Annotated in this window: 23 protein-coding genes and 2 tRNA genes; 19 read left to right on the top strand and 6 right to left on the bottom strand. The window is 66.4% G+C overall.

The window, feature by feature from the left end; all coding sequences use genetic code 11:
• Positions 1–6: 6 nt before the first annotated feature.
• The gene (gene gspG / locus ASG75_RS01840; protein WP_157616870.1) at positions 7–441 is read right to left on the bottom strand and encodes a type II secretion system major pseudopilin GspG; all 435 of its coding nucleotides are present in this window, start codon (positions 439–441) and stop codon (positions 7–9) included.
• A gap of 512 nt (positions 442–953) precedes the next feature.
• Here gspG and ASG75_RS01835 point away from each other — a divergent pair.
• Complete coding sequence (locus ASG75_RS01835) at positions 954–2,549, top strand: Ig-like domain-containing protein (RefSeq protein ID WP_200935574.1); 1,596 nt, start codon at positions 954–956, stop codon at positions 2,547–2,549.
• A gap of 164 nt (positions 2,550–2,713) precedes the next feature.
• On the opposite strand, the gene ASG75_RS01830 is transcribed toward ASG75_RS01835, so the two are convergent.
• The gene (locus tag ASG75_RS01830) at positions 2,714–3,517 is read right to left on the bottom strand and encodes an RNA polymerase sigma factor (protein WP_082547465.1); all 804 of its coding nucleotides are present in this window, start codon (positions 3,515–3,517) and stop codon (positions 2,714–2,716) included.
• Positions 3,518–3,744: 227 nt separating this feature from the next.
• Between ASG75_RS01830 and ccmA the strand changes: the two genes are divergently transcribed.
• From ccmA to ASG75_RS01770, 12 genes are all read left to right on the top strand, one after another.
• The gene (gene ccmA / locus ASG75_RS01825; RefSeq protein WP_056385174.1) at positions 3,745–4,380 is read left to right on the top strand and encodes a cytochrome c biogenesis heme-transporting ATPase CcmA; all 636 of its coding nucleotides are present in this window, start codon (positions 3,745–3,747) and stop codon (positions 4,378–4,380) included.
• A gap of 150 nt (positions 4,381–4,530) precedes the next feature.
• A complete protein-coding gene (gene ccmB / locus ASG75_RS01820; protein ID WP_056385173.1) occupies positions 4,531–5,217 on the top strand; it encodes a heme exporter protein CcmB in 687 nt (228 codons plus the stop codon).
• Between the two features lie 6 nt (positions 5,218–5,223).
• The gene (locus ASG75_RS01815; RefSeq protein WP_056385171.1) at positions 5,224–5,982 is read left to right on the top strand and encodes a heme ABC transporter permease; all 759 of its coding nucleotides are present in this window, start codon (positions 5,224–5,226) and stop codon (positions 5,980–5,982) included.
• On the top strand, positions 5,979–6,218 hold the full coding sequence (ccmD, locus tag ASG75_RS01810; RefSeq protein WP_056385168.1) for a heme exporter protein CcmD: 240 nt from the start codon (positions 5,979–5,981) through the stop codon (positions 6,216–6,218). The genes ASG75_RS01815 and ccmD overlap by 4 nt, the downstream gene beginning before the upstream one ends.
• 24 nt (positions 6,219–6,242) lie before the next feature.
• Positions 6,243–6,725: a cytochrome c maturation protein CcmE gene (gene ccmE / locus ASG75_RS01805; protein WP_200935619.1), complete on the top strand. Its 483-nt coding sequence runs from the start codon at positions 6,243–6,245 to the stop codon at positions 6,723–6,725.
• 97 nt (positions 6,726–6,822) lie between these two features.
• Positions 6,823–8,808: a heme lyase CcmF/NrfE family subunit gene (locus ASG75_RS01800; protein WP_056385164.1), complete on the top strand. Its 1,986-nt coding sequence runs from the start codon at positions 6,823–6,825 to the stop codon at positions 8,806–8,808.
• Positions 8,805–9,347 carry a DsbE family thiol:disulfide interchange protein gene (locus tag ASG75_RS01795; protein ID WP_056385162.1) on the top strand — a complete coding sequence of 181 codons (543 nt, stop codon included), beginning with the start codon at positions 8,805–8,807 and terminating at the stop codon, positions 9,345–9,347. Before ASG75_RS01800 ends, ASG75_RS01795 begins: the two co-directional genes overlap by 4 nt.
• Entirely contained in the window at positions 9,347–9,793 is a 447-nt protein-coding gene (locus ASG75_RS01790) for a cytochrome c-type biogenesis protein (RefSeq protein WP_327213304.1), read from the top strand. The genes ASG75_RS01795 and ASG75_RS01790 overlap by 1 nt, the downstream gene beginning before the upstream one ends.
• Complete coding sequence (locus ASG75_RS01785) at positions 9,790–10,842, top strand: tetratricopeptide repeat protein (RefSeq protein WP_056385160.1); 1,053 nt, start codon at positions 9,790–9,792, stop codon at positions 10,840–10,842. Before ASG75_RS01790 ends, ASG75_RS01785 begins: the two co-directional genes overlap by 4 nt.
• Positions 10,843–10,844: 2 nt before the next feature.
• Positions 10,845–11,954 (top strand): homoserine O-acetyltransferase, encoded by a 1,110-nt coding sequence (locus ASG75_RS01780; RefSeq protein WP_056385158.1) that lies wholly within the window; start codon positions 10,845–10,847, stop codon positions 11,952–11,954.
• A gap of 49 nt (positions 11,955–12,003) precedes the next feature.
• Positions 12,004–12,585 carry a cysteine dioxygenase family protein gene (locus ASG75_RS01775; protein ID WP_056385156.1) on the top strand — a complete coding sequence of 194 codons (582 nt, stop codon included), beginning with the start codon at positions 12,004–12,006 and terminating at the stop codon, positions 12,583–12,585.
• Positions 12,586–12,612: 27 nt separating this feature from the next.
• Positions 12,613–12,698 (top strand) — tRNA-Leu (locus ASG75_RS01770).
• A gap of 44 nt (positions 12,699–12,742) precedes the next feature.
• Here the strand turns inward: ASG75_RS01770 and ASG75_RS01765 are convergent.
• A complete protein-coding gene (locus ASG75_RS01765; protein ID WP_056385153.1) occupies positions 12,743–14,680 on the bottom strand; it encodes a formylglycine-generating enzyme family protein in 1,938 nt (645 codons plus the stop codon).
• A gap of 100 nt (positions 14,681–14,780) precedes the next feature.
• On the opposite strand from ASG75_RS01765, the gene rnd reads away from it, so the two are divergent.
• The 5 genes from rnd to ASG75_RS01745 all read left to right on the top strand — a co-directional run bounded on the left by rnd (position 14,781) and on the right by ASG75_RS01745 (position 16,938).
• Complete coding sequence (gene rnd / locus ASG75_RS01760) at positions 14,781–15,896, top strand: ribonuclease D (protein ID WP_056385151.1); 1,116 nt, start codon at positions 14,781–14,783, stop codon at positions 15,894–15,896.
• 60 nt (positions 15,897–15,956) lie between these two features.
• Positions 15,957–16,032: transfer RNA gene (locus ASG75_RS01755), tRNA-Ala, on the top strand.
• Between the two features lie 8 nt (positions 16,033–16,040).
• Entirely contained in the window at positions 16,041–16,244 is a 204-nt protein-coding gene (locus tag ASG75_RS16135) for a hypothetical protein (protein ID WP_157616868.1), read from the top strand.
• A gap of 114 nt (positions 16,245–16,358) precedes the next feature.
• Positions 16,359–16,637, top strand: coding sequence for a type II toxin-antitoxin system RelE/ParE family toxin (locus tag ASG75_RS01750; protein WP_056385150.1), 279 nt, complete (start codon positions 16,359–16,361; stop codon positions 16,635–16,637).
• Positions 16,638–16,647: 10 nt separating this feature from the next.
• On the top strand, positions 16,648–16,938 hold the full coding sequence (locus tag ASG75_RS01745; RefSeq protein ID WP_056385148.1) for a HigA family addiction module antitoxin: 291 nt from the start codon (positions 16,648–16,650) through the stop codon (positions 16,936–16,938).
• Positions 16,939–18,186: 1,248 nt separating this feature from the next.
• Here ASG75_RS01745 and ppk1 read toward each other — a convergent pair.
• Positions 18,187–20,352: a polyphosphate kinase 1 gene (gene ppk1, locus ASG75_RS01735; RefSeq protein WP_056385144.1), complete on the bottom strand. Its 2,166-nt coding sequence runs from the start codon at positions 20,350–20,352 to the stop codon at positions 18,187–18,189.
• A gap of 245 nt (positions 20,353–20,597) precedes the next feature.
• On the opposite strand from ppk1, the gene ASG75_RS01730 reads away from it, so the two are divergent.
• Positions 20,598–21,842, top strand: coding sequence for an MFS transporter (locus tag ASG75_RS01730; RefSeq protein WP_082547464.1), 1,245 nt, complete (start codon positions 20,598–20,600; stop codon positions 21,840–21,842).
• A 25-nt stretch (positions 21,843–21,867) separates the two neighbouring features.
• On the opposite strand, the gene murB is transcribed toward ASG75_RS01730, so the two are convergent.
• A complete protein-coding gene (gene murB / locus ASG75_RS01725) occupies positions 21,868–22,902 on the bottom strand; it encodes a UDP-N-acetylmuramate dehydrogenase (RefSeq protein ID WP_056385142.1) in 1,035 nt (344 codons plus the stop codon).
• Between the two features lie 31 nt (positions 22,903–22,933).
• Positions 22,934–23,971, bottom strand: a complete 1,038-nt coding sequence (locus tag ASG75_RS01720) for a quinone-dependent dihydroorotate dehydrogenase (protein ID WP_056385140.1) — start codon at positions 23,969–23,971, stop codon at positions 22,934–22,936.

Raw genomic sequence — 23,971 nt, 5'->3', positions numbered from 1 at the left:
CTTCCCTCACAACGTCCATGACCCAATGTCGGCGTCGTTGCCTTCTCCACCCGGCGCGCCGTCGGCACCGAGACCGTAGACATCGATTTCCCCGTGCACGCCGGGATTCAAGTACGCGTACGGATGCCCCCAGGGGTCCTTGGGCAGGCGCCCGACATATCCCTCGGGTTTCCAGTTCGGCGGGATCGGGGCGGAATCCGGCCTGGTCACCAGCGCCTGCAGGCCCTGCTCGGTCGTCGGATAGCGCTGGTTGTCCAGGCGGTACAGCTGCAGCGCCTGCATCAAGCTGGCCACGTCCTGCCGCGAGGCGGTTACTCGCGCCTCGTCCGGTCGGCTCATCACCTTGGGCACGACCAGCGCGGCCAGAATGCCGAGGATGACCACGACCACCATCAGTTCGAGCAGGGTGAAGCCGCGTTGGGAAGGAACATGGGTTGGCACGGTGGCGTCACCTCGGTCATGCAGGAAAGCTGCGAATCGGCCCTGGCTGCGTTCTGCACGCACGCAACCACAGGGAGAAACATCTCGACGCGAACGCGCCTCGATCGGCCAGTGCAGACGAATCGTCTCGACGATGCCCCGGACCCACCATTGAGATGCATGCCGTTGCCTGCAGGTTCCGCGCAGAGCACACACACCCGTGGACATGTCGCACAAGCGGCTCGTCCGTCGTGCCGACTTCTCGTCGACTACTGCATCAGTGGGAACCTTCCGTGTGCCGCTGCGTCGGTTAGTGAACGGAGGCAGGTGCGCTGCGTGCAGTTGGAAGCAAGGCAGGCTTCGCGCGACGGCAAGTGATATCGCGCTGGTGTTCGCCCGCACACCGGGAAGGTTCCAAGAGTGAAAGCTCATGCCGACTGGCAGGGGAAACTGCGGCTGCAAATAACAGGTACACGGGTGTTTCGTTTTGACTGATCGCACCGAATGAAGAGGGAATACCAATGAGCAGATTCATGCATAAAAAATGGTTGCCAAGTGCCCTGACTGTCGCACTTGGCGTCGGCCTGGCCGGTTGCGGTGGCTCCAACCACAACGGCCAATCCTCCCCACCGCCCACGACCCCGACGGCCCCTGCTCCGAACGTGGTCACCGTCACGCCTGCCAATGGAGCCACCGGCGTACTGAACACCGCCGAGGTCAGCGCCACTTTCGACCAGTCGATGGATACGGCAACGCTGAAGAACGCCAACTTCAGCGTGAACTGCCCGGCCGGGGCGGAGCCGTTTGGTTCGGTCATCTACGACGCGGCCTCGAAGAAAGCCACCTTCGTGCGCACCGCCGAGACGCCGACCAACCTCCCGCAGTCCGAGGTGGCCGAGCCCATGGCGGCGAACGTCACCTGCACGGTGACCATCACCACCGCTGTCAAGGACACCACTGGCGCTGCGCTGGCGAAAGACTTCGTGTGGACGTTCTCGACCGTGGCGGATACGGCGTTCCTGGATCAGGGCAAGCAGATTTTCCGTTTCGACACGTTCGGCGATGAAACGACATGGACTGACACGCTGCACATGAACGATGTCATCGCAGCCGCCGTTGACCCGACCACGGCACTGGCCGTCGGTCTGAAGGTCGACTCCGAAGCGCTTCCGGCTTCGGTCGTTGCAGGCATCCAGGACGGCAGCATCAGCCTGACCAGTCCCGACACCACGCTGGCCCTGATCGGCCTCGATGCGGTGGTCGGCATCAAGGGCACCGTGGAAAACATCAACGGCAAGAGCACACTGACGCGTGTCGGCATCACCTGTGCGTTGTGCCACTCCACCGTGGACAATTCATTCGCACCGGGCATCGGCAAACGCCTCGACGGATGGCCGAATCGCGATCTGAATCCGGGCGCGATCATCGCCTTGTCGCCGGCATTGACGGCGGCGCAAAAGGCCGTCTACAACTCGTGGGGCCCGGGCCTTTACGACCCGCGCTACAACATCGATGGCGTGAATGGTCCGCAGGTGATCTCGCCGGCGTATGGCCTGCAGAACATTCACAAGATCATCGCCACCGGCGATGGCGACGACCTGGCGTACTGGAACCGCTATGTCGGCGTGACCCAGATGGGCGGGCACGGCAACTTCACCGACAGTCGCGTCGGCAGCGGCATCAACATCACCAATGGCACCGACGATCTGGTGACGGCGAAATTGCCTGCGCTGCAGGCCTATCAGCTGTCCATCGCCGCACCGCCCGCGCCGGCCGGAAGCTTCGACACTGCGGCCGCGACTCGCGGCAAGGCCCTTTTCGAGGGCAAGGCCGGATGCTCCACCTGTCACAGCGGCCCGGAGTTCACTGACGCCAACGAGCGTCTGCACGACCCGAGCGAAGTGGCAAGCGAGCCCGAGGCTCCGGGCGTGCCGAGCTACGCATCGCGTACGGCCACCAAGATGTATCGCACGGCTCCGCTCAAGGGCGTGTGGCAGCACCCGCCGTATTTCCACAACGGCTCGGCGGCCACCCTCGTCGACGTGGTGAACAAGTACAACGCCAAGAAGTCGCTTGGCTTGACCAGCGCCGAAGTCGCCGACGTGGCGCAGTATGTGAAGTCACTGTAAGAGCTGTCGCAAGGCTGTGTGCTGCAAACGCAAGGCAACGGCGACCCGACACGGTCGCCGTTGCCTTGTGCAGCAGGAATGCCGGATTGCGAATGCGGACTTCAAACGCGCAGTCGTGGCCGTGCCCGACCGGACCATCGACGACTGGTCTCGTGTATCGGCGTTCAACCGCTGAACGTATGACCGCCCGACTCCGATTGCCCCGCGCCCGCCGTGTCCGAAGCACTCCTGCCGACTGGCAAGCCACGCGCAAGGTCGACGCTTTCGCCAACGGCTTCGGCCGTGAGCCAGGCCATCAGGACGGTCGTCAGCGCCGCGCAGCGCGCACCCAGGAACGGAAAAGTGTCAGCCAGCACGTCGCCAAGCGTCTTGTCCAGCGACTTGCGCAGCAGGCGACGTGCACGGTGCAACCGGGTTTTCACCGTCTGCGGCTTGATGGTCAATCGCGCCGCGGTTTCCTCCACGCTGCACTCCTCGATCTCGCGCAGCACGAAAACCATGCGATAGGAATCCGGCAATTTCTCGATGGCGCGCTTGAGCAGGCGGCGGATCTGGGCGCGGGCAGCGAGCGACGCGGGATCGGCACCAGCGGAGCCAGGCCGCGAGCGACCATCCCAATACGGGTCCACCGCGGACGGGGTAATCTGCTCAAGGCCCACCATGAGATGTCGCTTGCGCAACCGGCTGCGAGCCTCGTTGAGCAGGATGCTGATCAACCAGGTGCGCAACGGCGCATCGCCGCGGAACGTACCAAACTGGTGATAGGCCCGCATGAATGCCTCTTGCACGACATCCTCGGCCTCCGTGTCGTCGTTGACCACGCCACGAGCGATCCGGTACAGGTGCTGCCCGAAGCGCTGCATGACGTACCGGAATGCCGCGCGGTCACCGCCCCTCACCACGGCAACCAGCGCATCGTCGTCCAGCTTCGCGTAGTCGAGCGGTACCGTTTTCGCGCTCGGTGGCATGGGCCCTTGCATACCTCGTTGGATGCAAATGCCGCCCCGTGGGTTCCGGGATCGCCGGCCCCTTGTTGCCGGCTCATCGGCATCGGTCCGGCCCGTTTGTCACGACTCACGCCTCGGCCCGCCGGATGCCGGTTCAATCGCGAACGGGAACGCGCTTGCGCTGCGTGCCGGGCAGCGGCAGCGTGCCACATAGACAAGCCCCACTCGCATTGCGGACAATCAGAGCAATGACCGTCTCGATTCCCCATACGCCGTTGCTGGAAGCGCGTTCCGTGAGCTTCTTTCGTCGCGACGAAGCCGTATTTGCGCCACTGGATTTTGACGTGCACCCCGGCCAACTGACCTTGGTGGAGGGCGACAACGGCAGCGGCAAGACGACGCTGCTGCGCGTGCTGGCCGGCCTGTTGCACGTCGGGGCCGGTGAACTCCGTTGGCGGGGCGCGCCGCTTCGACGCAGCGAATGCGCGGGCGAGATCCTGTTTCTCGGCCACCAGTTGGGGCTCAAGGCCGATCTCAGTCCGCACGAGAACCTCCGCATCGCCGTCGGGCTGCATGGTCAGCGCGCCGGAACGAGTATCGGATCCGCACTGATCGAGGTCGGTTTGAGCGGGTATGAAAGCGAACCCACTCGACGCCTGTCTGCCGGACAGAAGAAGCGCGCCGCGCTGGCCCGGCTGCTGCTGCTGCCGGCAACGCTGTGGCTACTCGACGAACCGTATGCCAACCTGGATCGCGCCGGTATTGCGCTGGTCAACCACGTCTTGAAATGGCACACCGACTCCGGTGGTGCCGCGCTGGTCAGCAGCCACGGCACCACCAACTTCGCGGGCGACACGGTACGGCGGATTCATCTGCATGAATGACTGGCTGTCATGCGCGTTCGCGCGCGCGCTCAAGCGAGGTCGGGCAATCATTCATCCATGCCCGGAACACGGCATGCACGGGTTCGGCACTTGCACGAACGCCTTCCGTCACGCCATCCGCGCGACGCAAGAAAACGGCGGGGAACCGTAATGGGCCGCCCGCGTCTTATCCCTGCTTGCGGAGCCATGCTGCGCCGTGATCTGACGGTTGCATGGAGGCGTCGCAGCGACATCGCCATGCCGGTGCTTTATGCGCTGATCGTGACCATGCTGTTTCCGTTTGCGCTCGGTCCGGAAGACACGCTGCTGCAACGCATTGCCGGCGGCATCGTGCTGGTAACCCTATTGCTGGCGATGTTGTTGACGCTGGACGCCATGTTCTCCAGCGATATCGAGGATGGCTCATTGGAACAGTTGGTGTTGTCGCCGCAACCGCTGGAGCTCCTGCTGGGAATGAAGATCCTCGCCCACTGGATCACCACGGCGCTGCCGCTGATCGTGATCACCCCCTTGCTGGCGGCGATGCTGCACCTGCCGACCGCGGTCATTCCGGTGCTGCTGCTGGCGCTGCTGCTGGCCACGCCGCTGATCAGCCTGTTCGGCGCGGTGCTGGTCGCGCTGACGGCCGGCACCCGTCGCTCTGGTATGCTGCTCGCTTTGATGTTGCTGCCTTTGTGCGTACCCGCAGTGATCTTTGCCGCCGGCGCCGTGGCAGCCGCCCAGCAGGGATTGCCGTGGCTCGCGCCGATCAGCTGGCTCGCTGCCGCACTGGTGCTGGCTGTGGTATTGGCGCCATTGGCCTGTGCCGCCGCCCTTCGAATTGCCCTGGACGCCTGACGACCCATGTCTAACTGGATCCCGCTCTGGTTGCACAAGCTCGGCTCGCCGCCGACGTTCTACCGCTTCGCCGGCACGCTGCAGCCATGGGCGACGACGCTGGCGTTGCTGCTCGGCGCGATCGCGCTGTACGGCGGGCTGGTGCTGGCGCCGGCCGACTATCAGCAAGGCGATGCCTACCGCATCATCTACATCCATGTGCCCAGCGCCGAGATGAGCATGTTCATCTACGCGGTGATGGGCGTGGCCTCGTTCATCGCGCTGGTGTGGCGGATCAAGCTGGCCGAGGTGGTGGCGATGGAATCGGCGCCGATCGGTGCCGCGTTCACCTTCATCACCCTGGTCACCGGTTCGCTGTGGGGCAAGCCGATGTGGGGCACCTGGTGGACCTGGGACGCGCGGCTCACCTCCGAACTGGTGCTGCTGTTCCTGTTCCTCGGCGTGATCGGGCTGTACCACGCGTTCGAGGATCGCCGCCAGGGCGCGCGCGCCGCGGCGTTCCTGGCGATCATCGGCATCATCAACGTGCCGATCGTGCACTTCTCGGTGAACTGGTGGAACACCTTGCACCAGGGCAGCACGGTCAACGTGCTCGGCCAGTCCAAGATGTCGTGGGACATGCTGTGGCCGCTGCTGACCATGATGCTGGCGACCAAGTTCTATTACGCCGCCAGCCTGTTCCGCCGCGTGCGCACCGACCTGCTGGCGCTGGAAGGCGGCAAGGACTGGGTGCGCAAGATCGCCGAAGACGAGGCCGACCGATGAGCGCCCTGCAGCACTTCCTTGCCGTGAGCGGCGATGCCGCCGCTTTCTTCAAGATGGGCGGTTATGCGGCTTATGTATGGCCGGCCTACGCGGTGTTCTTCGTCGTGCTGATCGCCGACACCATCGCACCACGGCTGCGTCGCCGCCGCGTGCTGATTGAACTTCGTGCCCGGCTGGCACGTCAGAATGCCCGCCAGGAACGCGCCCGAACCACTTCCACTTCACCATCCCCCTGACCGGGGCGGCTTTCGACCATGCCCATGAATCCCACCCGCAAACGCCGACTCACCATCGTGCTGTCGATCCTCGCCGCGGCGGCCGTCGCCGCGGTGCTGGTCGTGCTGGCGCTGCAGAACAACATGAACTACCTGCTCACCCCGAGTCAGGTGCAGTCGGGCGAAGCGGCCAGCTACAACACGTTCCGGCTCGGCGGCATGGTCAAGGCCGGTTCGATCCAGCGCTCCAGCGACTCGCTCAAGGTCACCTTCACCGTAGTCGACGCCGGCGGCGCGATGCCGGTGGAGTACACCGGCATCCTGCCCGACCTGTTCCGCGACAACCAGTCGGTGATCGCCACCGGCCACATGGACGGCGCCCGCTTCGTCGCCACCGAAGTGCTGGCCAAGCATGACGAGACCTACATGCCGAAGGAGCTGAAGGACGCCATGGCGAAGGCGCACGAAGGCAAGCAGGTCGAAGAAGCCGGGAGTGGGGAATCGGGAATGGGGAGTCGCAAGCCATGAACACCCATCGCTCTTCCCGCGCGCGTGACTACTCCCAAGTCGCGGTCAACCGCTCTTCCGATTCCCGATTCCCGATTCCCCACTCCCGGCCCCAATCATGACCCCCGAACTCGGCCAACTCGCGTTGATTCTCGCCATGCTGCTGGCGTTGGCGCAGAGCGTCCTGCCGCTGGTCGGCGCGTGGCGCGGCAATCGTGCACTGATGGCGGTGGCGCGCCCGGCGGCGGCCGGTCAGGCGGTGTTCGTCGCCATGGCATTCGGCATCCTCGCGTGGGCGTTCCTGCGTTTCGACTTCTCGGTGCAGTACGTGGCCGACAACTCGAACCTGGCGCTGCCGTGGTACTACCGCATCGCCGCGGTGTGGGGCGCGCACGAGGGTTCGTTGCTGCTGTGGATCCTGATCCTCAACGTGTGGACGGTGGCGCTGGCCGCGTTCAGCCAGAAGCTGCCCGAGGTGTTCGCCTCGCGCGTGATCGCGGTGATGGGCCTGATCGCGGTGGGCTTCCTCGCCTTCATCATCTTCACTTCCAACCCGTTCGGGCGGCTACTGCCGATGCCCGGCGACGGCGCGGATCTGAACCCGGTGCTGCAGGACCCGGGCATGACCTTCCACCCGCCGATGCTGTACATGGGCTACGTGGGTTTCTCGGTGGCGTTCGCGTTCTCGATCGCCGCCCTGCTCGGCGGTGAGTTGGAGCAGGCCTGGGTGCGCTGGGCGCGGCCGTGGACGAACGTCGCCTGGGCTTTCCTCACCTGCGGCATCGTCGCCGGCAGCTGGTGGGCCTATGCCGAGCTGGGCTGGGGCGGCTGGTGGTTCTGGGATCCGGTGGAGAACGCCAGCTTCATGCCGTGGCTGGTCGGCGTGGCGCTGATCCACGCGCAGGCGGTGACCGAGAAGCGCGGTTCGCTGCGCGCGTGGACGATCCTGCTGTCGATCTTCGCGTTCTCGCTGAGCCTGCTCGGCACCTTCCTGGTGCGCTCGGGCGTGCTTACCTCGGTGCATGCGTTCGCCTCCGATCCGCGCCGCGGCGTATTCATCCTGGCTTTCCTCACCATCGTGGTCGGCGGCTCGCTGCTGCTGTATGCGCTCAGGGCGCCCAAGGTGCTCGGCGGCAAGCCGTTCAAGGTGGTGTCGCGCGAAACCGCGCTGCTGATCAGCAACCTGATGTTCGCGGTGGCCGCGGCGATGGTGCTGCTGGGCACGCTGTTCCCGCTGATCGGCGACGCGCTGAACCTGGGCCGGATCTCGGTCGGCCCGCCCTACTTCGGCTTCCTGTTCCCGCTGCTGATGCTGCCGGTGGTGCTGTTGCTGCCATTCGGCCCGTTCCTGCGCTGGGGCAAGGGCGAGTCACTGGTGCTCAAACAGGTGCTGATGCGCGCGGGTATCGTCGCGGCAGCCTGTGCGATCGTGGCGGCGTTTTTCGTCGATGGCCAACTCAAGGCGATTGCCGGCGTAGGCGCGCTGGTCTGGCTCACCGTCGGCGTGCTGCTGTACGCGCTCAAGCGCTGGCGCGAAATGCCGCGCGGCCGCCGTTACCCGGCCGAGATGGCCGGCATGCTGCTGGCGCACCTGGGCGTGGGCGTGTTCGTGGCCGGCGTGCTGCTGTCCGAGTCGCTCAGCGTGACCCGCGACGTGCGCATGGCGCCGGGCGAGACCCAGCACATCGGCAACTACGACTTCCGCTTCGACGGCGTGCACCACACGACGGGGCCGAACTGGACCGCCGACCAAGGCGTGGTCACGGTCACCCGCAACGGTAATGAGACTACCGTGATGCACCCGCAGAAGCGCACCTACCCGCGCGGCCAGGTGCAGACCGAATCCGCGGTGGACGCCGGCATCACCCGCGACCTCTACGTGGCGCTGGGCGAGCCGATGGACGCGAACGACATCGAGGGCGCTTGGGCACTGCGGCTGTACTACAAGCCGTTCATCCGCTGGATCTGGGCCGGCGGCCTGCTGATGATGCTGGGCGGCCTGGTCTGCGCCACCGACAAGCGCTTCCGCATCAAACGCAGCGCCAGGGCCGAGGCCGGCGCCGAAGCGGCCGACGGCCTGCAGATACAGGAAACGCGCGCATGAGTCGTCTGCTTCCGTTCATCGGCTTCATGCTGCTGGTGGGACTGTTCGGCTTCGGCATCTGGTGGAACACCCAGCACGACCAGAACGCGATCCCGTCGCCGCTGCTGGACAAGCCGGCGCCCGCGTTCAACCTGCCCAAGCTGTACGAGCCGACCCAGATGGTCAGCAAGGCCGACCTGCTGGGCCAGCCCTACCTGCTCAACGTGTTCGCCAGCTGGTGCATCGAATGCGGCGTGGAGCACCCGGTGCTGACCGTCGAAGGCCCGACCTTGGGCGTGCAGCTGGTCGGCTACAACTACAAGGATGCGCCGGACGACGCCAAGGGCTGGCTGGCGAAACACGGCAACCCGTACGACCTGCTGATCGCCGACGAGCCGGGCCACACCGCGATCGACTTCGGCGTCTACGGCGCACCGGAAAGCTTCCTGATCGATGCGAAGGGCGTGATCCGCTACAAGCACATCGGCCCGTTGACGCCCGACGTGATGGCGAAGGAACTGAAACCGGCGATCGCGGCGATGCTGAAGGAGGCGCCGTGATGCGGCGGCTCCTGCACATGCTGTTCGCGGCCTTGCTCACGTTTGCCGGTGTTGCGCACGCACAGGCGATCGAACCGATGCCGTTCAAGGACCACGCCCAGGAGCTGCGCTTCCAGCAGCTCACCCACCAGTTGCGCTGCCCGATGTGCCAGAACGAGACGCTGGCCGATTCCAACGCGCCGATCGCCCGCGACCTGCGCAACCAGATTTTCCAGATGATGCAGCAAGGCAAGAGCGACGAGGAGATCAAGCAGTATCTGGTCGCGCGCTATTCCAGGTTCGTGCTGTACGACCCGCCGCTGACGCCGGGTACCTGGCTGCTGTGGTTCGGCCCGCTGCTGATCCTGCTCGGCGGCGCCGGCGTGGTGCTGGTGGCGATCCGCAAACGCAGCCGCATCGGCAGTACCGCCACTGAAGTACCGACCGACAACGGGGACGACTGGTGAAGACCGCTTTTTTCATTGCCGCCGCCGCGATGGTCGCTGTGGCGCTGGCCGTGCTGTTGCTGCCGCTGGTGCGCCAGGGCCGCAAGTCCGGCCGCTCGCGCGGCGTATTCGCCGTGACTCTGCTGATCGCGCTCGTGCTGCCGCTGGGCACCGGCGCGCTGTACCTGCTGGTGGGTACGCCGGCCGCGTTGAACGGGGTGACCGCCGCGGCCGCCGCGCCGATCAGCATGCAGCAGGCGCTCACCGAGTTGCGCACGCACCTGCAACAGCAACCGGACGACCTGCAGGGCTGGATGCTGCTGGCCCAGACCAGCAGCATGCTGCGTCAGCCGGCCGAGGCGCGCGATGCGTTCGACCACGCGCTGAAGCTCGCCCCGAACAATGCCGAAGCGATGATCGGCTGGGCCGAGAACGACTCGATGACGCGCAGCGACCACCGCATCGAAGGCCGCGCGCTGGAGCTGCTCAAGCGCGCCGTGCAATTGCATCCGGACAGCCAGCGCGGCCTGTGGCTGCTCGGCATCAGCAACTTCCAGCGCGGCGAGTATCGCGAGGCCGCCGCCACCTGGCGCCTGCTGCAGCCGCAGTTGGAGCCGGGCTCGAACGTGGCCAAGGCGGTCGCCGAACAGATCGCCGTGGCCGACGCCCGTGCCGGCGGCGCACCCGCCGGTGCGTCGAGCAGTAGCGCCGCTACCACTCCGCAAGGCGCTGCGTTGCAAGTGCAGGTAGCGCTGGCGCCCGCACTCAAGGACAAGCTCGCCCCCGGCGATGCCTTGTTCGTCTACGCCCGCGCAGAGAACGGGCCGCCGATGCCGCTGGCGGTAGCCAAGCTCGACCCTGCCCAGCTGCCGACCACCGTCACACTGACCGATGCGATGGCGATGACGCCGGCGTTCAAGCTGTCCTCGGTCGAGCGCGTCTTCGTCGGCGCGCGGATCAGCCACAGCGGCCAGCCGGTTGCCCAGCCCGGCGACCTGGAAGGCGACGCCGGCGTGGTCGCAGTGGACAGCAAGACGCCGGTCAAGATCAGTATCGACAAGGTGCATTGACCATGGGCGACGCGCGCCGCTATTTTGCCCTGCCCTCGCCGTTCGCGATGAAGCGCGGCGGCGAATTGCTCGGCGCGCACGTCGCGTACGAAACCTGGGGCACGTTGAACGCGGCGCGCGACAACGCCGTGCTGGTGCTCACCGGCCTGTCGCCCAGTGCGCACATGACCTCCTGCGCGGAAGATCCCACGCCGGGCTGGTGGGAAGGCATGGCCGGCCCCGGCAAGGCGATCGACACCACGCGCTGGTTCGTGATCTGCGTGAACTCGCTGGGCAGCGACAAGGGCTCGACCTGCCCCGCCTCGATCGACCCGGCCAGCGGCGAGCCGTACCGGCTGGCGTTTCCCGAGCTGGCGCTGGAAGACGTCGCCAATGCCGCGCACGGCGTCGCCGGCAGCCTCGGCATCGGCCAGCTGGCCTGCCTGATCGGCTGCTCGATGGGCGGCATGAGCGCGCTGGCCTACATGCTGCTGCACCCGCACAGCGTGCGCGCGCACATCAGCGTGGACACCGCGCCGCAGGCGCAGCCGTTCGCCATCGCGATCCGCTCGCTGCAGCGCGAGGCGATCCGGCTCGACCCGCACTGGAACGAAGGCCGCTACGACGACGCCAACTACCCCGACATCGGCATGAGCATCGCGCGCAAGCTCGGCGTGATCACCTATCGCTCGGCGATGGAATGGAACGGCCGCTTCGCGCGGATCCGGCTCGACCCCGAGCAGCGCGAGGACGAGCCGTTCGGCCGCGAGTTCCAGGTCGAGTCCTACCTGGAAGGCCACGCCCAGCGCTTCGTGCGCCATTTCGACCCGAACAGCTACCTGTACCTGTCGCGCGCCAGCGACTGGTTCGACATCGCCGAATACGGCCACGGCAGCGTGCTGGAAGGGCTCAAGCGCATCCGCATCGAGCAGGCGATGGTGATCGGCGTCAGCACCGACATCCTGTTCCCGCTGCAGCAGCAGGAACAGATCGCCGAAGGCCTGCAGGCGGCCGGCGCCCGGGTGGAATTCGTGGCACTGGACTCGCCGCAAGGCCACGACGCGTTCCTGGTCGACATCGACAACTACAGCCGCGCGATCGGCGGCTTCCTGAACAGGCTGGCGGCTGCATGAAGGCCGCACTGCTAAGATAAGCCGCATCACGCATCACACCGAGATCATCATGCTTACCCTGGATTTCCCCGGCAGCCGCACCCTGATCGACGCGATCGACGCCGCCGTGACCAAGCCGACTACCCACGAGCTCACCGACAGCCTGCGCAACAGCCTGTGCAGGCTGATCCGCGAGAATGCGGTGACCCTGCCCGACTGCGTGTTCGAAGCGAACGCCGAACACTACGCCCGCCGCGAGCTGTACCGCAGCGAGGAACACGGCTACTGCGTGGTGGCGATGACCTGGGGGCCGGGCCAGGGCACGCCGATCCACGACCACGACGGCATGTGGTGCGTCGAGGGCGTATGGAACGGCGCGCTGGAGATCGTGCAGTACGAACTGCTGGAACACGACGCGCAGCGCTACTGCTTCCAGCCGGTCGGCTCGATCCAGGCCGGCGCTGGTTCAGCCGGCAGCCTGATCCCGCCGCACGAATACCACAGCATCCGCAACCCCAGCGACAGCGCGGTCACCGTCAGCCTGCACATCTATTCCGGCCCGATGCTCCGCTGCGCCGTGTTCCAGCCGCTGCCGGAAGACCGCTGGTACGGTCGCGACGTGCGCCAGCTGGGACTCGACCGCGTGCACTGAACCCGGCATAATTCCCCGCTCACACATGCCGGTGTGGCGGAATGGTAGACGCGGCGGACTCAAAATCCGCTTGTGGTGACACAGTGGAGGTTCGAGTCCTCTCACCGGTACCAACGCAAGGAAAAACCCCGCCTCGCGCGGGGTTTTTCATGTCCGCCTACAGCTCGCGCACCACGCGGAAGCCCACGCGGCCGCTGCGCAGGTCGCCGTCGGCGCCTTGGCGGTAGGCCGAGTCCACCTGGTCCGGCGAGCTGCCCCACGAGCCGCCGCGCACCACGTGGGAACGGCAGCCCGGGTTGATCCAGGCGCTGCCGTCGTTTGGCGCACGGACGTAGTTGTCGTGCCAACAATCCTGCACCCACTCGGACACGTTGCCGTTGATGTCGTACAACCCGAATGGGTTGGCGGCGAAGCTCATCGCCGGCGCCGGCCCCCAGTAACCGTCGCGGTAATTGCGGAAGGCATGGCTCCAGCGCCGGCCGCTGCGCGAGCGGTCGCCGGAGCCGGTCAGGTTCTCCACCTGGCGAGTGGGCATGTCGTCGCCCCACCAATAGCGGCCGCTGGTGCCGCCGCGCAGCGCGTACTCGAACTCGGCCTCGCTGGGCAGCCGATAGGTCTTGCCGGTGCGCTGGCCGAGCCAGTCGGCATACGCCTTGGCGTCGTTCCACGAAACGTTCACCACCGGCAGCCGGTCGTCGGCCTTGCGACCGGCGTAATCATCCTGCCAGGTGGCATCCGGATCGTCGTGCAGCGCGCCGCTGCGTTCGTCGTACACGCTGGCGCCGCCCAGCTTGACCGAGTCGGGCACGTAGCCGCTGGCGCGCACGAATTCGCGGAACTCCGCTACCGTCACCGCCGTACGTGCCATCGCAAAACCCTTGCTGACGGTGATCGTATGCTGCGGCTGCGCGGCGTCGATGCGATCCTCGTCGGCGGCGGATGCGCCCATCTGGAAACTGCCGGTGGGAATCACCACCATGGCCGGCGCCTTGCCCGGCAAATCGACGTAGCGGTCGATGAACACCTGACCAGGCTTGTAGCTGGCGTACAGGCGCGCATTGGTCAGCTGTTCGTCGAACGCCGCCAGCGCCGCCAGACTCGGGTCGATCGCCCGCACCTGCGCCGCCAGCTTCGTCGCCAGCCCGACATTGCCGGCATCCAGCGCCGAGTGCGCCTGCGCCAGCACGCCGTTCGCGCGCTGCTCGCGGATGTCGTCGACGCGCTTGTGCACGTCGATCATCTGTTGCGAACCGGGACGGATCGCCTGCGCCTTGGCCAGCTCCCGGTCCGCGCCGGCAAAATCGTTCTGCGCCACCGCCGCCAGCGCGCGGTCGAGCACCGCCCGCTGCACCTGGAAGATGCCCTGCTCGGCCACCGCATTCTGCGGGTCCAGCGTCTGCACCTCGCGGTACAGGTCCAGCGCACTGCCGCCGGCGGGCTGGTCGGCCCTGCCCTGCTGCAGCAGGGCGGCCGCCTTCGCCAGCATCGGCCGCACCTTCTCCAGGACCTTCAGGCTCGCCTCCAGCTGGGTCACTTCCGCCTCGGCATTCGGCAGCGTGCGCAACGCGCCGAGCAGGTCCTGCGCCGCGTCGACGTCGCCCACCGCGATGTCCTGGTCGATCTCCGCCACTAGCCGCGCGCGCACGTCGAACAGGCCCTGCACCGCGCGACGGCTGTCCGGCTTGTCCTTCAGCGCCTGCTGGAACAACGCGGCGGCGCTGTTTCCGTCGCCGACCAGCTGGCCGGCATGCAGCGCACTGGTCGCCCGGTCCAGCAGCGCCTGCACCTCGGGCGGGTCCGCGCTCAGCTGCTCGGGCAGATTCGCGTTCTTGCTGTTGCGCGCGACGATCACCGCCGTCGGTGCCAGCGTCAGCGGTGGTCCGGCGTTGAGTTCGTTGATCGCCGACACCCGCTCCGGCTGCAGGCCGCTGCCCGGCGTGGCGGCACCCAGCGACATCGAGCGGCGCGGTGCCTGGGTCGGGTCGACATGAAACAGCCGCGGAAAGAAGTGATACGTCAGCGCGAACCCCAGCACGATCACCCCGAGCGCCCCACCGAGAGTGCGCTGACGGCGCAGGGTTGCGTTGTTCGGCATAGATGGGCGTCCTTGGTGCGGCCTGTTATCGTGCGCTGCTCACCATAGGCACAAACCGCCGGCAGGGCAATCCGCGCCCGGCGTCTTTCAAGGAGTACCGATGTCACTGCCCGAAACCGCTGCCGCCGACTGGATCGACCGTCCCGACGCACTGCAGGCATGGCTGGCCACGATACCCGCCGACGCCGCCGTCGGCCTGGATACCGAGTTCATGCGTCGCAACACGTTCTATCCGCAACTGGCGCTGCTGCAGCTGGGCTGGAACGGGCGCTACGCCTTGATCGACCCGCTCGCGTTCGACATCGGCGCGGCGCTGCAGCCGCTGCTCGGCGCCGGCCCGGCGGTCACCATCATGCACAGCGCCAGCGAGGACCTGGAAACCCTCGCGCCGCTGCTGCCGGGTGGTCCGCACCAACTGTTCGACACCCAGATCGCCGCCGCCTTCGCCGGCATGGGCCTGGGCATGAGCTACCGCGCACTGGTCGCCGAGCTGACCGGGGTGGACCTGGACAAGGGCGAGACCCGCTCGGACTGGCTGCAACGCCCGCTCACCGACTCGCAACGCAGCTACGCCGCGCTGGACGTCGTATACCTGAAAACCATCCATGAGCAGCTGGCCGAGCGCCTGCAGCAGCGCGACCGCAGTGCCTGGCATGCCGAGGACTGCGCGCGCCTGAAGCAGCGCGCCAGCCACCGCGACGGCGACCCGCAGCCGCAACGCGCACTGCGCGCCGCCGCCGACTGGCAGGCGGCGCAACAGGCCCTGCTGCGCCGCCTGCTGCAGTGGCGCGACCGCAGCGCGCGCCGCCTCGACGTGCCGCGCCCGTGGCTGCTCGACGACACCCTGGCGCTGAGCCTGGCGCAGCAGCCGCCGGCCAGTCTCGGCGATCTCGAACAACGCAGCCGCGGCCAGCGCGCGCTGCGCGCCGCCCAACGCAGCGAACTGTTCGAATTGCTGGCCCCCGCGGTCAGCACCGAGGAAATCGCCGCCACCGCGCGCATCCCCGGCCACCCGCAGGGCCAGGCAAAGAAAGCCCTCGGCGACATGAAACAGCTGATCGACGCCCTCGCCGGCGAGCTCGACCTGCCGCCCGGCCTGCTGTGCCCGCGCAAGGTGCTGGAGGAATACGTGGTCACCACCGAATGGCCCGATTTCCTCGACGGCTGGCGCCGCGAGGTGCTGCACGACCGCCTGGCCAACCTGCTGCCCGGCTGAGCCTCATGCATCGGCTCTTGGCGAACCCCCACGCACGCTGCTAATATTCGCGGCTTCCGTGGGGCGGTAGCTCAGCTGGGAGAGCGCCACGTTCGCATCGTGGAGGTCGTGGGTTCGATCCCCATCCGCTCCACCACGGATTTCATGATCGACAAGAAGCCGGCCTTGCGCCGGCTTTTTCGTGTGCGTTCGCCAAGCAGCGTGGAAGAAACATGTCGCTATCACCGGCTGGGGAAACGCCGGGTTATTCGTGGCGTCAGCTGGCGCATGGCGAGCAGCAAGGTGCACGCGGCCCGCAACCATGCTCAACATGCCGGAGCGCCGCAGACTGATGCAGTCCTGGGCTGACTACCTTGGTGCCCTACTCGGCGACACCGATTTGCTGCCGATCAAGCGCAAAGCTGGATAAACCGTCCATCACCTCCACTTGCACCCGATAGCGTGTAACGTTACGCTATACACATGATCCGATCCTTCCGGCACAAGGGCGTTGAAACCTTCTTTCGCACCGGCAAGGCGGCGGGCATACAGGCCAGGCACGGCAAGCGCCTCCGGCTGCAACTGGGCCGATTGAACACGGCCAGCGGCCCACAAGACATGAACGCGCCCGGCTGGCGGCTGCACCCGCTGAAAGGCAAGCTTGTCGACCACTGGGCCGTCTGGGTGGACAGTCACTGGCGGTTGACCTTCGCCTTCGAGAACGGCGATGCCGTGCTGATCGATTACCAGGACTATCACTGAGGACAACACCATGACCGCCATGCACAACCCCCCGCACCCCGGTGAAGTGCTACGCGAGTGGCTGGACGGCATCACCGTCACCGATGCCGCCGCACGGCTGGGGGTGACCCGGGTCGCGCTGTCGCGCGTACTGAACGGCGCGGCCGGCATTAGTCCCGACATGGATCTGCGCCTGTCCAAGGCGCTGAACACCACGCCGGGAAGCTGGTACGCCATGCAGAGCAACTACGACATGTGGCAGGCACAGCGGCGTTTCCGCGCCAAGGTGCAGCCCATCACGCCGGCCGCCACGGCCGGTTGATCGCGAGAGTTCAAGCGGCCGGCGACGTGTTTAGGCTACGTCGCCAGCCTTCCACAACTGAAACCATATCGCCCAGAGAGCTGACGCCAGGGTCAGAACTCTTAGTCGCCGCGGCTTCAACCCGCTTTGCGAGGCGCGTGATGGCGATAGCACAAGAGACGCACAGGGCTTCAAAGCGCAATTTACCCTCCGCACAGGTTGCGCTTGAGCTTGTTCCGCTCGTACGACTGGCTGGCCGATGAGCCGCCGCCCTGACCCACTCTGGCGCCAGCGCGCACCTGATCGCATAGCGCGTCACGACTCAGCTGCTGTTGCTGAACTGGCTTGTCGACGGGCATAAACCCGGTGCCACGCACTGGCGTTCCGTCCATCAAGTGTCCGTCAATGTCCACGAAGTTCGAGGTGCTGTACGTGGCTGGGCACGGGGTCTTCTGGATCCATGTGCGCCGGCTGGCAGTGCATTGGTAACCCGTGGGCGCCGATGGGCTCCGCTGCGAGTTGACGTACGCGTCGCCAGCAGGCGGCGCCTGGTACACCTCGCGCTGCTGCACTGGCTGTTGCGCACCATCCGGTGGCGGCTGTGTGCCGGGCCGAGCCAGCGCAGCGTCGTAGGTGTTGTGCTGCAACTCAGCCGCCGGTGTAGGGCACGGCGTGTTCTGGTAACTGTTGACCCCGTTCGCACCCTTGCAAACGTAGATGTCGCCAGCATGCACCCCGCCTGACACGGCGAGGAAAGCCACGACCCAGGCCCAATGAATCACTCGCATGTAAATCTCCGCCTTGCAGACGTCCCTAGCGTCTTTGCCAGAGAGTAGCCGCAAACGATCGTTACGGACGACTTGCGAACGTTCATTGAATCCTGGCGGCCTGGCTAAAGGCGCCCTGTCAAACCCGAACAATTCCCAATATTCACCAACGCTTCCACAGGGAGTTTCAGGACCAGTACGCGCACGCGCGCGAGGAATACCCGGGTCGGATATCGGTTCGCGTGTGTCAAAACAGAACATGCACGCGCATCCGCGCCTGAGGCCGGCCCTTGGCCAAGTTGCATGGCCTCATCTGCGATGGCCATCGAAACACGGTGAGGGGCAACTAGGGGGTACCTCGAAGCGAACGAGCAGAAGAACGGCCGTGTGAAGCCACCTTCCGTCTAAGTTCGATAGTCATCCGCCCACGGATTTTACGATTGACGGGAAGCCGGCCTTGCGCCGGCTTTTTCGTGCGTACAGAAAGCCGCGATTACCTCACTCAGTGCGCGCTGCCAGCCCCCGTCCCGCACAGCTTTTCCATCAGCTCAGCCTGTACATCGTGGACGGCCTCGTTGTCGGCGGGTGCCGGATGCAGATATTCGCCATCCGCTTGCAGCAACGATGCGCCGACGTTGTCGTCGAGGTACCGCTGCAGGGTGTTGCGTACGCGGTGCTGCAGCTTCTTGCCCTCGATCGGGAACGCGGTTTCGACGCGACGATCCAGGTTGCGTTCCATCAGGTCGGCGCTGGACAGGTACAGCTGCGGCTCGCCGTCGTTGGCGAACCAGTAGGCGCGGCTGTGTTCGAGGAAGCGGCCGATGATCGAACGCACGCGGATGTTTTCGGAGACGCCTGCCACGCCCGGACGCAGGCAGCAGATGCCGCGCACGATCAGGTCCACCTGCACGCCGGCGATGCTGGCCTTGTACAGCGCGCGGATGATTTTCGGCTCGGTCAGCGCGTTGACCTTGAAGATGACCTGCGCCGGCTTGCCGGCGGCGGCGTGCACGGTTTCCTGCGCGATCAGTTCCAGCAAGGTCTTCTTCAGCGTGAACGGTGCATGCAGCAGCTTCTTCATGTGCAGCACCTTGCCCATGCCGGTGAGCTGGCTGAACAGCTTGTGCACGTCCTCGCACAACGCCTCGTCGGAGGTGAGCAGGCTGTAGTCGGTGTACAGGCGGGCGTTGCCGGTGTGGTAGTTGCCGGTGCCGAGATGGGCGTAGCGCACCAGCTCGCTGCCCTCGCGGCGCTGGATCAGCACCAGCTTGGCGTGCGTCTTGATGCCGACCACGCCGTAGATCACCATCGCGCCGGCCTGCTGCAGGCGCGAGGCCAGCGTGAGGTTGGATTCCTCGTCGAAGCGCGCGCGCAGCTCGACCACCGCAGTCACTTCCTTACCGGCGCGGGCGGCGTCGACCAGCGCGTCGACAATCTCCGAATTCGCGTTGGTGCGGTACAACGTCTGCTTGATCGCCAGCACCTGCGGGTCCTTCGCCGCCTGGCGCAGCAGGTCAACCACCGGCGCGAACGACTCGTACGGGTGCAGCAACAGCACGTCCTGCTTGCCGATCACCTCGAACAGGCCCTCGGCGTGCTGCAACGCTTTCGGCAGCACCGGCGTGAACGGCAGGTATTGCAGTTGCGGATAACTCACGTTGTTGGCGATGCGGAACAGCCGCGCCAGGTTCACCGGACCGTTCACTTCATACAATTCCGATTCGGTGAGGCCGAACTGCTTGAGCAGGTGATCGGTCAGATCCTTCGGGCAGTTGTCGGCCACCTCCAGCCGTACCGCGTCGCCGAAGCGGCGCGAATACAGCTCGCCGCGCAACGCCAGCGCCAGGTCCTCGACGTCCTCCGGATCGAGCGTGAGGTCGGCGTTGCGGGTCAGCCGGAACTGGTAGCAGCCAAGCACCTGCATGCCGGGGAACAGTTCCTCCGCATGGGCGTGGATGATCGAGGACAGCAGCACGTAGTTGTCGCCGCCCTCGCAGATTTCCAGCGGCATGCGGATCAGCCGCGGCAGCACGCGCGGCGCCGGCACGATCGCCAGGCCGGAGTCGCGGCCGAACGCATCCACGCCATCCAGCCGCACGATGAAGTTCAGGCTCTTGTTGACCAGCAGCGGGAACGGATGCGTCGGGTCGAGCCCGATTGGGGTGACCAGCGGCGCCACTTCCTCACGGAAATAACGGCGCACCCACAGCTTCTGCTTGTGCGTCCACTGCGTGCGCCGCACGATGCGGATGCCCTGCGTGGCCAGCTCCGGCAGGATGCGCTCGTTGAGGATCGCGTATTGCCGTGCGATCTGCCGGTGCGCGATCTCGCTGATCTCGGCCAGCGCACGTTTGGGCGGGATGCCGTCCGGGCCGATCATTTCGTGGTCCAGTGCAATCTGGCCCTTCAGCCCGGCCACCCGGATCTCGAAGAACTCGTCCATGTTCGCGGAGAAGATCAGCAGGAACTTCAGCCGCTCCAGCAGCGGCGTGCGTTCGTCCAGCGCCTGGTCCAGCACGCGGATGTTGAATTGCAGTTGCGACAGCTCGCGATGGATGTACAGCCGGCTGTCGCCGAGGTCCGGCCCGGGCGTCGACAGCGCGGCATCGTTGGCGGCGGGCGCGGCAGGGTCGGTCGGCAAGGTTTCGCGAATCAGGCGGCTGTTCATCGGTACACCGGGTCCGGCAAAGGTGAATGCAGCGTTCCTGCATGGTAGCCCGCCGCGGACAAGGCGGGGCGGGCACGGCGCCCGCAGGTCAGGCCGCACTCAGCCTGCGGCATTTTCCTGACCGCAGGATGACAGTTGCACCCGCGGCCGAACGACCGGCACATGCAGGCCGACGACCGTTTGCCCTATGGTTGACGCTTCCCGTCGGTCCTGTCGCCGAACCCGCCCTGTCAATCGAACGCCCCATGCAGACCTGCGTCGAAAGCGCCCCGCTGTCCCCTGCCGCCATTCCGTCGCCGATCGACACACCCCCCACGGAACGCACCCAGTTCGCGGTGCTCGGCGGGATCAGCTTCGCGCACATGCTCAACGACATGATCCAGTCGCTGATCCTGGCGATCTATCCGATCCTGAAACACGATTTTCATCTCAGCTTTGCCCAGGTCGGCCTGATCACGCTGACCTATCAGCTCACCGCCTCGCTGCTGCAGCCGCTGGTCGGCACGGTCACCGACCGCCGGCCGATGCCGTACTCGCTGCCGGTCGGCATGGGCTTCACCCTGTGCGGCCTGCTGCTGCTCGCCATCGCACCGAGTTTCCCGGTACTGCTGCTGGCTGCCGCGCTGGTCGGCACCGGCTCGTCGGTGTTCCACCCGGAATCCTCTCGGGTGGCGCGGATGGCATCCGGCGGGCGGCACGGCCTGGCGCAGTCGCTGTTCCAGGTCGGCGGCAACACCGGCTCGTCGCTGGGGCCGTTGCTGGCCGCATGGATCATCGTGCCGCACGGGCGCGGCAGCGTGGCGTGGTTTTCGCTCGCCGCGTTGCTGGCGATCGTGGTGCTGCTGCAGGTGGGACGCTGGTACAGCCATCACCACATCACCCGCGGCAAGTCCGCAGCACGGCATCTCGCGGTGGTGGCGCTGTCGCGCAAGCAGATCATCGGTGCGCTGGCGATCCTCGGCCTGCTGATCTTCTCCAAGTATTTCTACCTGGCCAGCCTCAGCAGCTATTACACCTTCTACCTGATCCACAAATTCGGCGTGTCGGTGCAGAGCGCGCAGGTGCACCTGTTCGTGTTTCTGTTCGCGGTGGCCGCCGGCTCGCTGATCGGCGGCCCGGTTGGCGACCGGATCGGACGCAAATGGGTGATCTGGGTGTCGATCCTCGGCGTGGCGCCGTTCACCCTGCTGCTGCCGCACGCGAACCTGATGTGGACCGGCGCGCTGACGGTGATCATCGGCCTGGTGCTGGCCTCGGCGTTCTCGGCGATCCTGGTCTACGCGCAGGAGCTGATCCCCGGCCGCGTCGGCATGATCTCGGGCCTGTTCTTCGGCTTTGCGTTCGGCATGGGCGGCATCGGCGCCGCCGTGCTCGGCGGACTGGCCGACGTGCACGGGATCGAATACGTCTACCGGCTGTGCGCGTACCTGCCGCTGATGGGGCTGATCACGGTGTTCCTGCCGAACCTGGAACGCCCGATTCGCGCATGACGCTCCGTCAAGGCGGGTACTGCCTCTACGCGGCTTGCGAACCGATCACGACCGGCTCCGGCTCCAGCCGCACGCCGAATTTCGTCTCGACCTCTGCAATCACGCGCTGCGCCAGCGCCCACAACTGCGGCCCGGTGGCCTTGCCGTGGTTGACCAGCACCAGCGCATGCCGGTTGGAGATGCCGGCGTCGCCTTCGCGCACACCCTTGAGACCGGCGGCCTCGATCATCCACGCGGCGGACATTTTGCAGCGGCCGTCGGGCTGCGGCCAGGCAGCGAGGTCGGGATGCTCGCGCTTGAGCGCATCAGCCAGCGCCGCCTCGACGATCGGGTTCTTGAAGAAGCTGCCGGCGTTGCCGATCACCGCCGGGTCGGGCAGCTTGCGCGTACGCAGATGCACCACCGCCTCGGCGACGTGGAACGGCGCGGGTTTGTCCACGCCCATGCGCGCCAGTTCCTCGGCGATGCCGGCGTAGTCGGTGCGCAGCGGGCGGCTGCGCGGCAGCACAAAGCGCACGGCGGTGACGATGTAGCGGCCCGGCTCGTGCTTGAACAGCGAGTCGCGGTAGGCGAATGCGCAGGTGGCGTGGTCCAGCGTCACCACGCGGCGTTCGCGCGTATCCCACGCCTCGACGCTCTCGACGAACTCGGCGACCTCGCAGCCGTAGGCGCCGATGTTCTGGATCGGTGCGGCGCCGACGGTGCCGGGAATCAGGATCAGGTTTTCCAGGCCGGCGTAGCCCTGGCCCAGGGTCCAGCGCACGAAGTCGTCCCAGCGTTCGCCGGCGGCCACCGCGATGCGCGCGCTGGCGCCGTCGCTTTCCACCTGCACGCCGCGGGTGGCCATCGCCAGCACGGTGCCGTCGAAGTCGCCGGTGAACAGCAGGTTGCTGCCCTCGCCCAGCACCAGCAGGCGATCGCCGCGCAGCGCAGGGAAGTCGAGCAGTTCAGGCAGCTTGCTGGCGTCGCGGATCTCGGCCAGCAGTTTCGCCCGCGCGTCGACGCGCAGCGTGTTGCGCGTGGCCAGCGAGGCGTTTTCGGTGAGCGTGTAACCGCCCATATCCACGCGCTCCGCAGGCAGATGAGTACGTTCAGACGGCATCGGCATCCTCGCGCTGGCGGCGGATTTCATTCACGCACTCGGCGACCAGCTGCGGCCCGCGATAGATCAGGCCCGAGTAGAGCTGCACCAGCGAGGCACCCATCTCCATCTTCTCGGCGGCATCGCTGCCGTCGAGAATGCCGCCCACGCCGATCAGCGGAATGCGGCCCTGCAGGCGCCGGTGCATGCCGGCCAGCACCGCGGTGGAGTGGTCGAACAGCGGTTTGCCGGACAACCCGCCCACTTCGCTGCCGTGCGGGTCGTCGGCCACCGCCGCATGGTCGATCGTGGTGTTGCTGCAGATCACCCCGTCGATGCCGGTATGCAGCAGCACCTCGGCGATCGAATCCAGTTCCGCCTCGCCCAGATCCGGCGCGATCTTCAGCAGCATCGGCTTGCGCCGACCGTGCTGCGAGCCGAGCCGCTCCTGCGCCTCGCGCAATACCGAGATGAAGCGGCGCAGCGTGGCTTCTTCCTGCAGGTCGCGCAGGCCCTTGGTGTTCGGCGAGGAAATGTTCACCGTGACGTAGCTGGCATGCTCGTACACGCGGGTCAGGCAGAGCAGGTAGTCGCTGACTGCCTTCTCGTTCGGCGTGTCCTTGTTCTTGCCGATGTTGATGCCGAGCACGCCGTGGTAGCTGGACTGCCGCACGTTGCGCACCAGCGCGTCGACGCCGGCGTTGTTGAAACCCATGCGGTTGATGATCGCCTCGTGCCGCGGCAGCCGGAACAGGCGCGGCCGCTCGTTGCCCGGCTGCGGCTTCGGCGTCACCGTGCCCACTTCGATGAAGCCGAAACCCAGCGCATCGAGCGCGTCCAGGTGTTCGGCATTCTTGTCCAGGCCGGCAGCGAGCCCGACTGGGTTCGGGAAGGTGATGCCGAACACCTTCGTCGGCAGGTCCGCCGGCGGCTTGGCGATCCACTGCGAAAAACCGCTGCGCTGGGCCACGCCCAGCGCATACAGGGTGGCGCGATGCGCGGTCTCGGCATCGAGCTTGAACAGCAGCGGGCGCAGGATGTCGTACAT

The sequence above is a fragment of the Rhodanobacter sp. Soil772 genome, assembly GCF_001428385.1.
GTDB lineage: Bacteria > Pseudomonadota > Gammaproteobacteria > Xanthomonadales > Rhodanobacteraceae > Rhodanobacter.
This window is presented reverse-complemented; position numbering and strand designations above follow the sequence as displayed.

Bases quoted from the DNA above. Each gene is read 5' to 3' on its own strand.
- murB (WP_056385142.1), bottom strand. From the start codon at position 22,902: ATGGGCGGTTACACGCTCACCGAAAACGCCTCGCTGGCCACGCGCAAC.
- ppk1 (WP_056385144.1), bottom strand. From the start codon at position 20,352: ATGAACAGCCGCCTGATTCGCGAAACCTTGCCGACCGACCCTGCCGCG.
- ASG75_RS01720 (WP_056385140.1), bottom strand. From the start codon at position 23,971: ATGTACGACATCCTGCGCCCGCTGCTGTTCAAGCTCGATGCCGAGACC.
- ccmD (WP_056385168.1), top strand. From the start codon at position 5,979: ATGAGCGCCCTGCAGCACTTCCTTGCCGTGAGCGGCGATGCCGCCGCT.
- ASG75_RS01775 (WP_056385156.1), top strand. From the start codon at position 12,004: ATGCTTACCCTGGATTTCCCCGGCAGCCGCACCCTGATCGACGCGATC.
- ASG75_RS01835 (WP_200935574.1), top strand. From the start codon at position 954: ATGCATAAAAAATGGTTGCCAAGTGCCCTGACTGTCGCACTTGGCGTC.
- ASG75_RS01730 (WP_082547464.1), top strand. From the start codon at position 20,598: ATGCAGACCTGCGTCGAAAGCGCCCCGCTGTCCCCTGCCGCCATTCCG.
- ccmA (WP_056385174.1), top strand. From the start codon at position 3,745: ATGACCGTCTCGATTCCCCATACGCCGTTGCTGGAAGCGCGTTCCGTG.
- ASG75_RS01830 (WP_082547465.1), bottom strand. From the start codon at position 3,517: ATGCCACCGAGCGCGAAAACGGTACCGCTCGACTACGCGAAGCTGGAC.
- ccmE (WP_200935619.1), top strand. From the start codon at position 6,243: ATGAATCCCACCCGCAAACGCCGACTCACCATCGTGCTGTCGATCCTC.
- ASG75_RS01790 (WP_327213304.1), top strand. From the start codon at position 9,347: ATGCGGCGGCTCCTGCACATGCTGTTCGCGGCCTTGCTCACGTTTGCC.
- ASG75_RS01765 (WP_056385153.1), bottom strand. From the start codon at position 14,680: ATGCCGAACAACGCAACCCTGCGCCGTCAGCGCACTCTCGGTGGGGCG.
- ASG75_RS16135 (WP_157616868.1), top strand. From the start codon at position 16,041: ATGATCGACAAGAAGCCGGCCTTGCGCCGGCTTTTTCGTGTGCGTTCG.
- ASG75_RS01795 (WP_056385162.1), top strand. From the start codon at position 8,805: ATGAGTCGTCTGCTTCCGTTCATCGGCTTCATGCTGCTGGTGGGACTG.
- rnd (WP_056385151.1), top strand. From the start codon at position 14,781: ATGTCACTGCCCGAAACCGCTGCCGCCGACTGGATCGACCGTCCCGAC.
- ASG75_RS01815 (WP_056385171.1), top strand. From the start codon at position 5,224: ATGTCTAACTGGATCCCGCTCTGGTTGCACAAGCTCGGCTCGCCGCCG.
- ccmB (WP_056385173.1), top strand. From the start codon at position 4,531: ATGGGCCGCCCGCGTCTTATCCCTGCTTGCGGAGCCATGCTGCGCCGT.
- ASG75_RS01800 (WP_056385164.1), top strand. From the start codon at position 6,823: ATGACCCCCGAACTCGGCCAACTCGCGTTGATTCTCGCCATGCTGCTG.
- ASG75_RS01750 (WP_056385150.1), top strand. From the start codon at position 16,359: ATGATCCGATCCTTCCGGCACAAGGGCGTTGAAACCTTCTTTCGCACC.
- ASG75_RS01745 (WP_056385148.1), top strand. From the start codon at position 16,648: ATGACCGCCATGCACAACCCCCCGCACCCCGGTGAAGTGCTACGCGAG.
- ASG75_RS01780 (WP_056385158.1), top strand. From the start codon at position 10,845: ATGGGCGACGCGCGCCGCTATTTTGCCCTGCCCTCGCCGTTCGCGATG.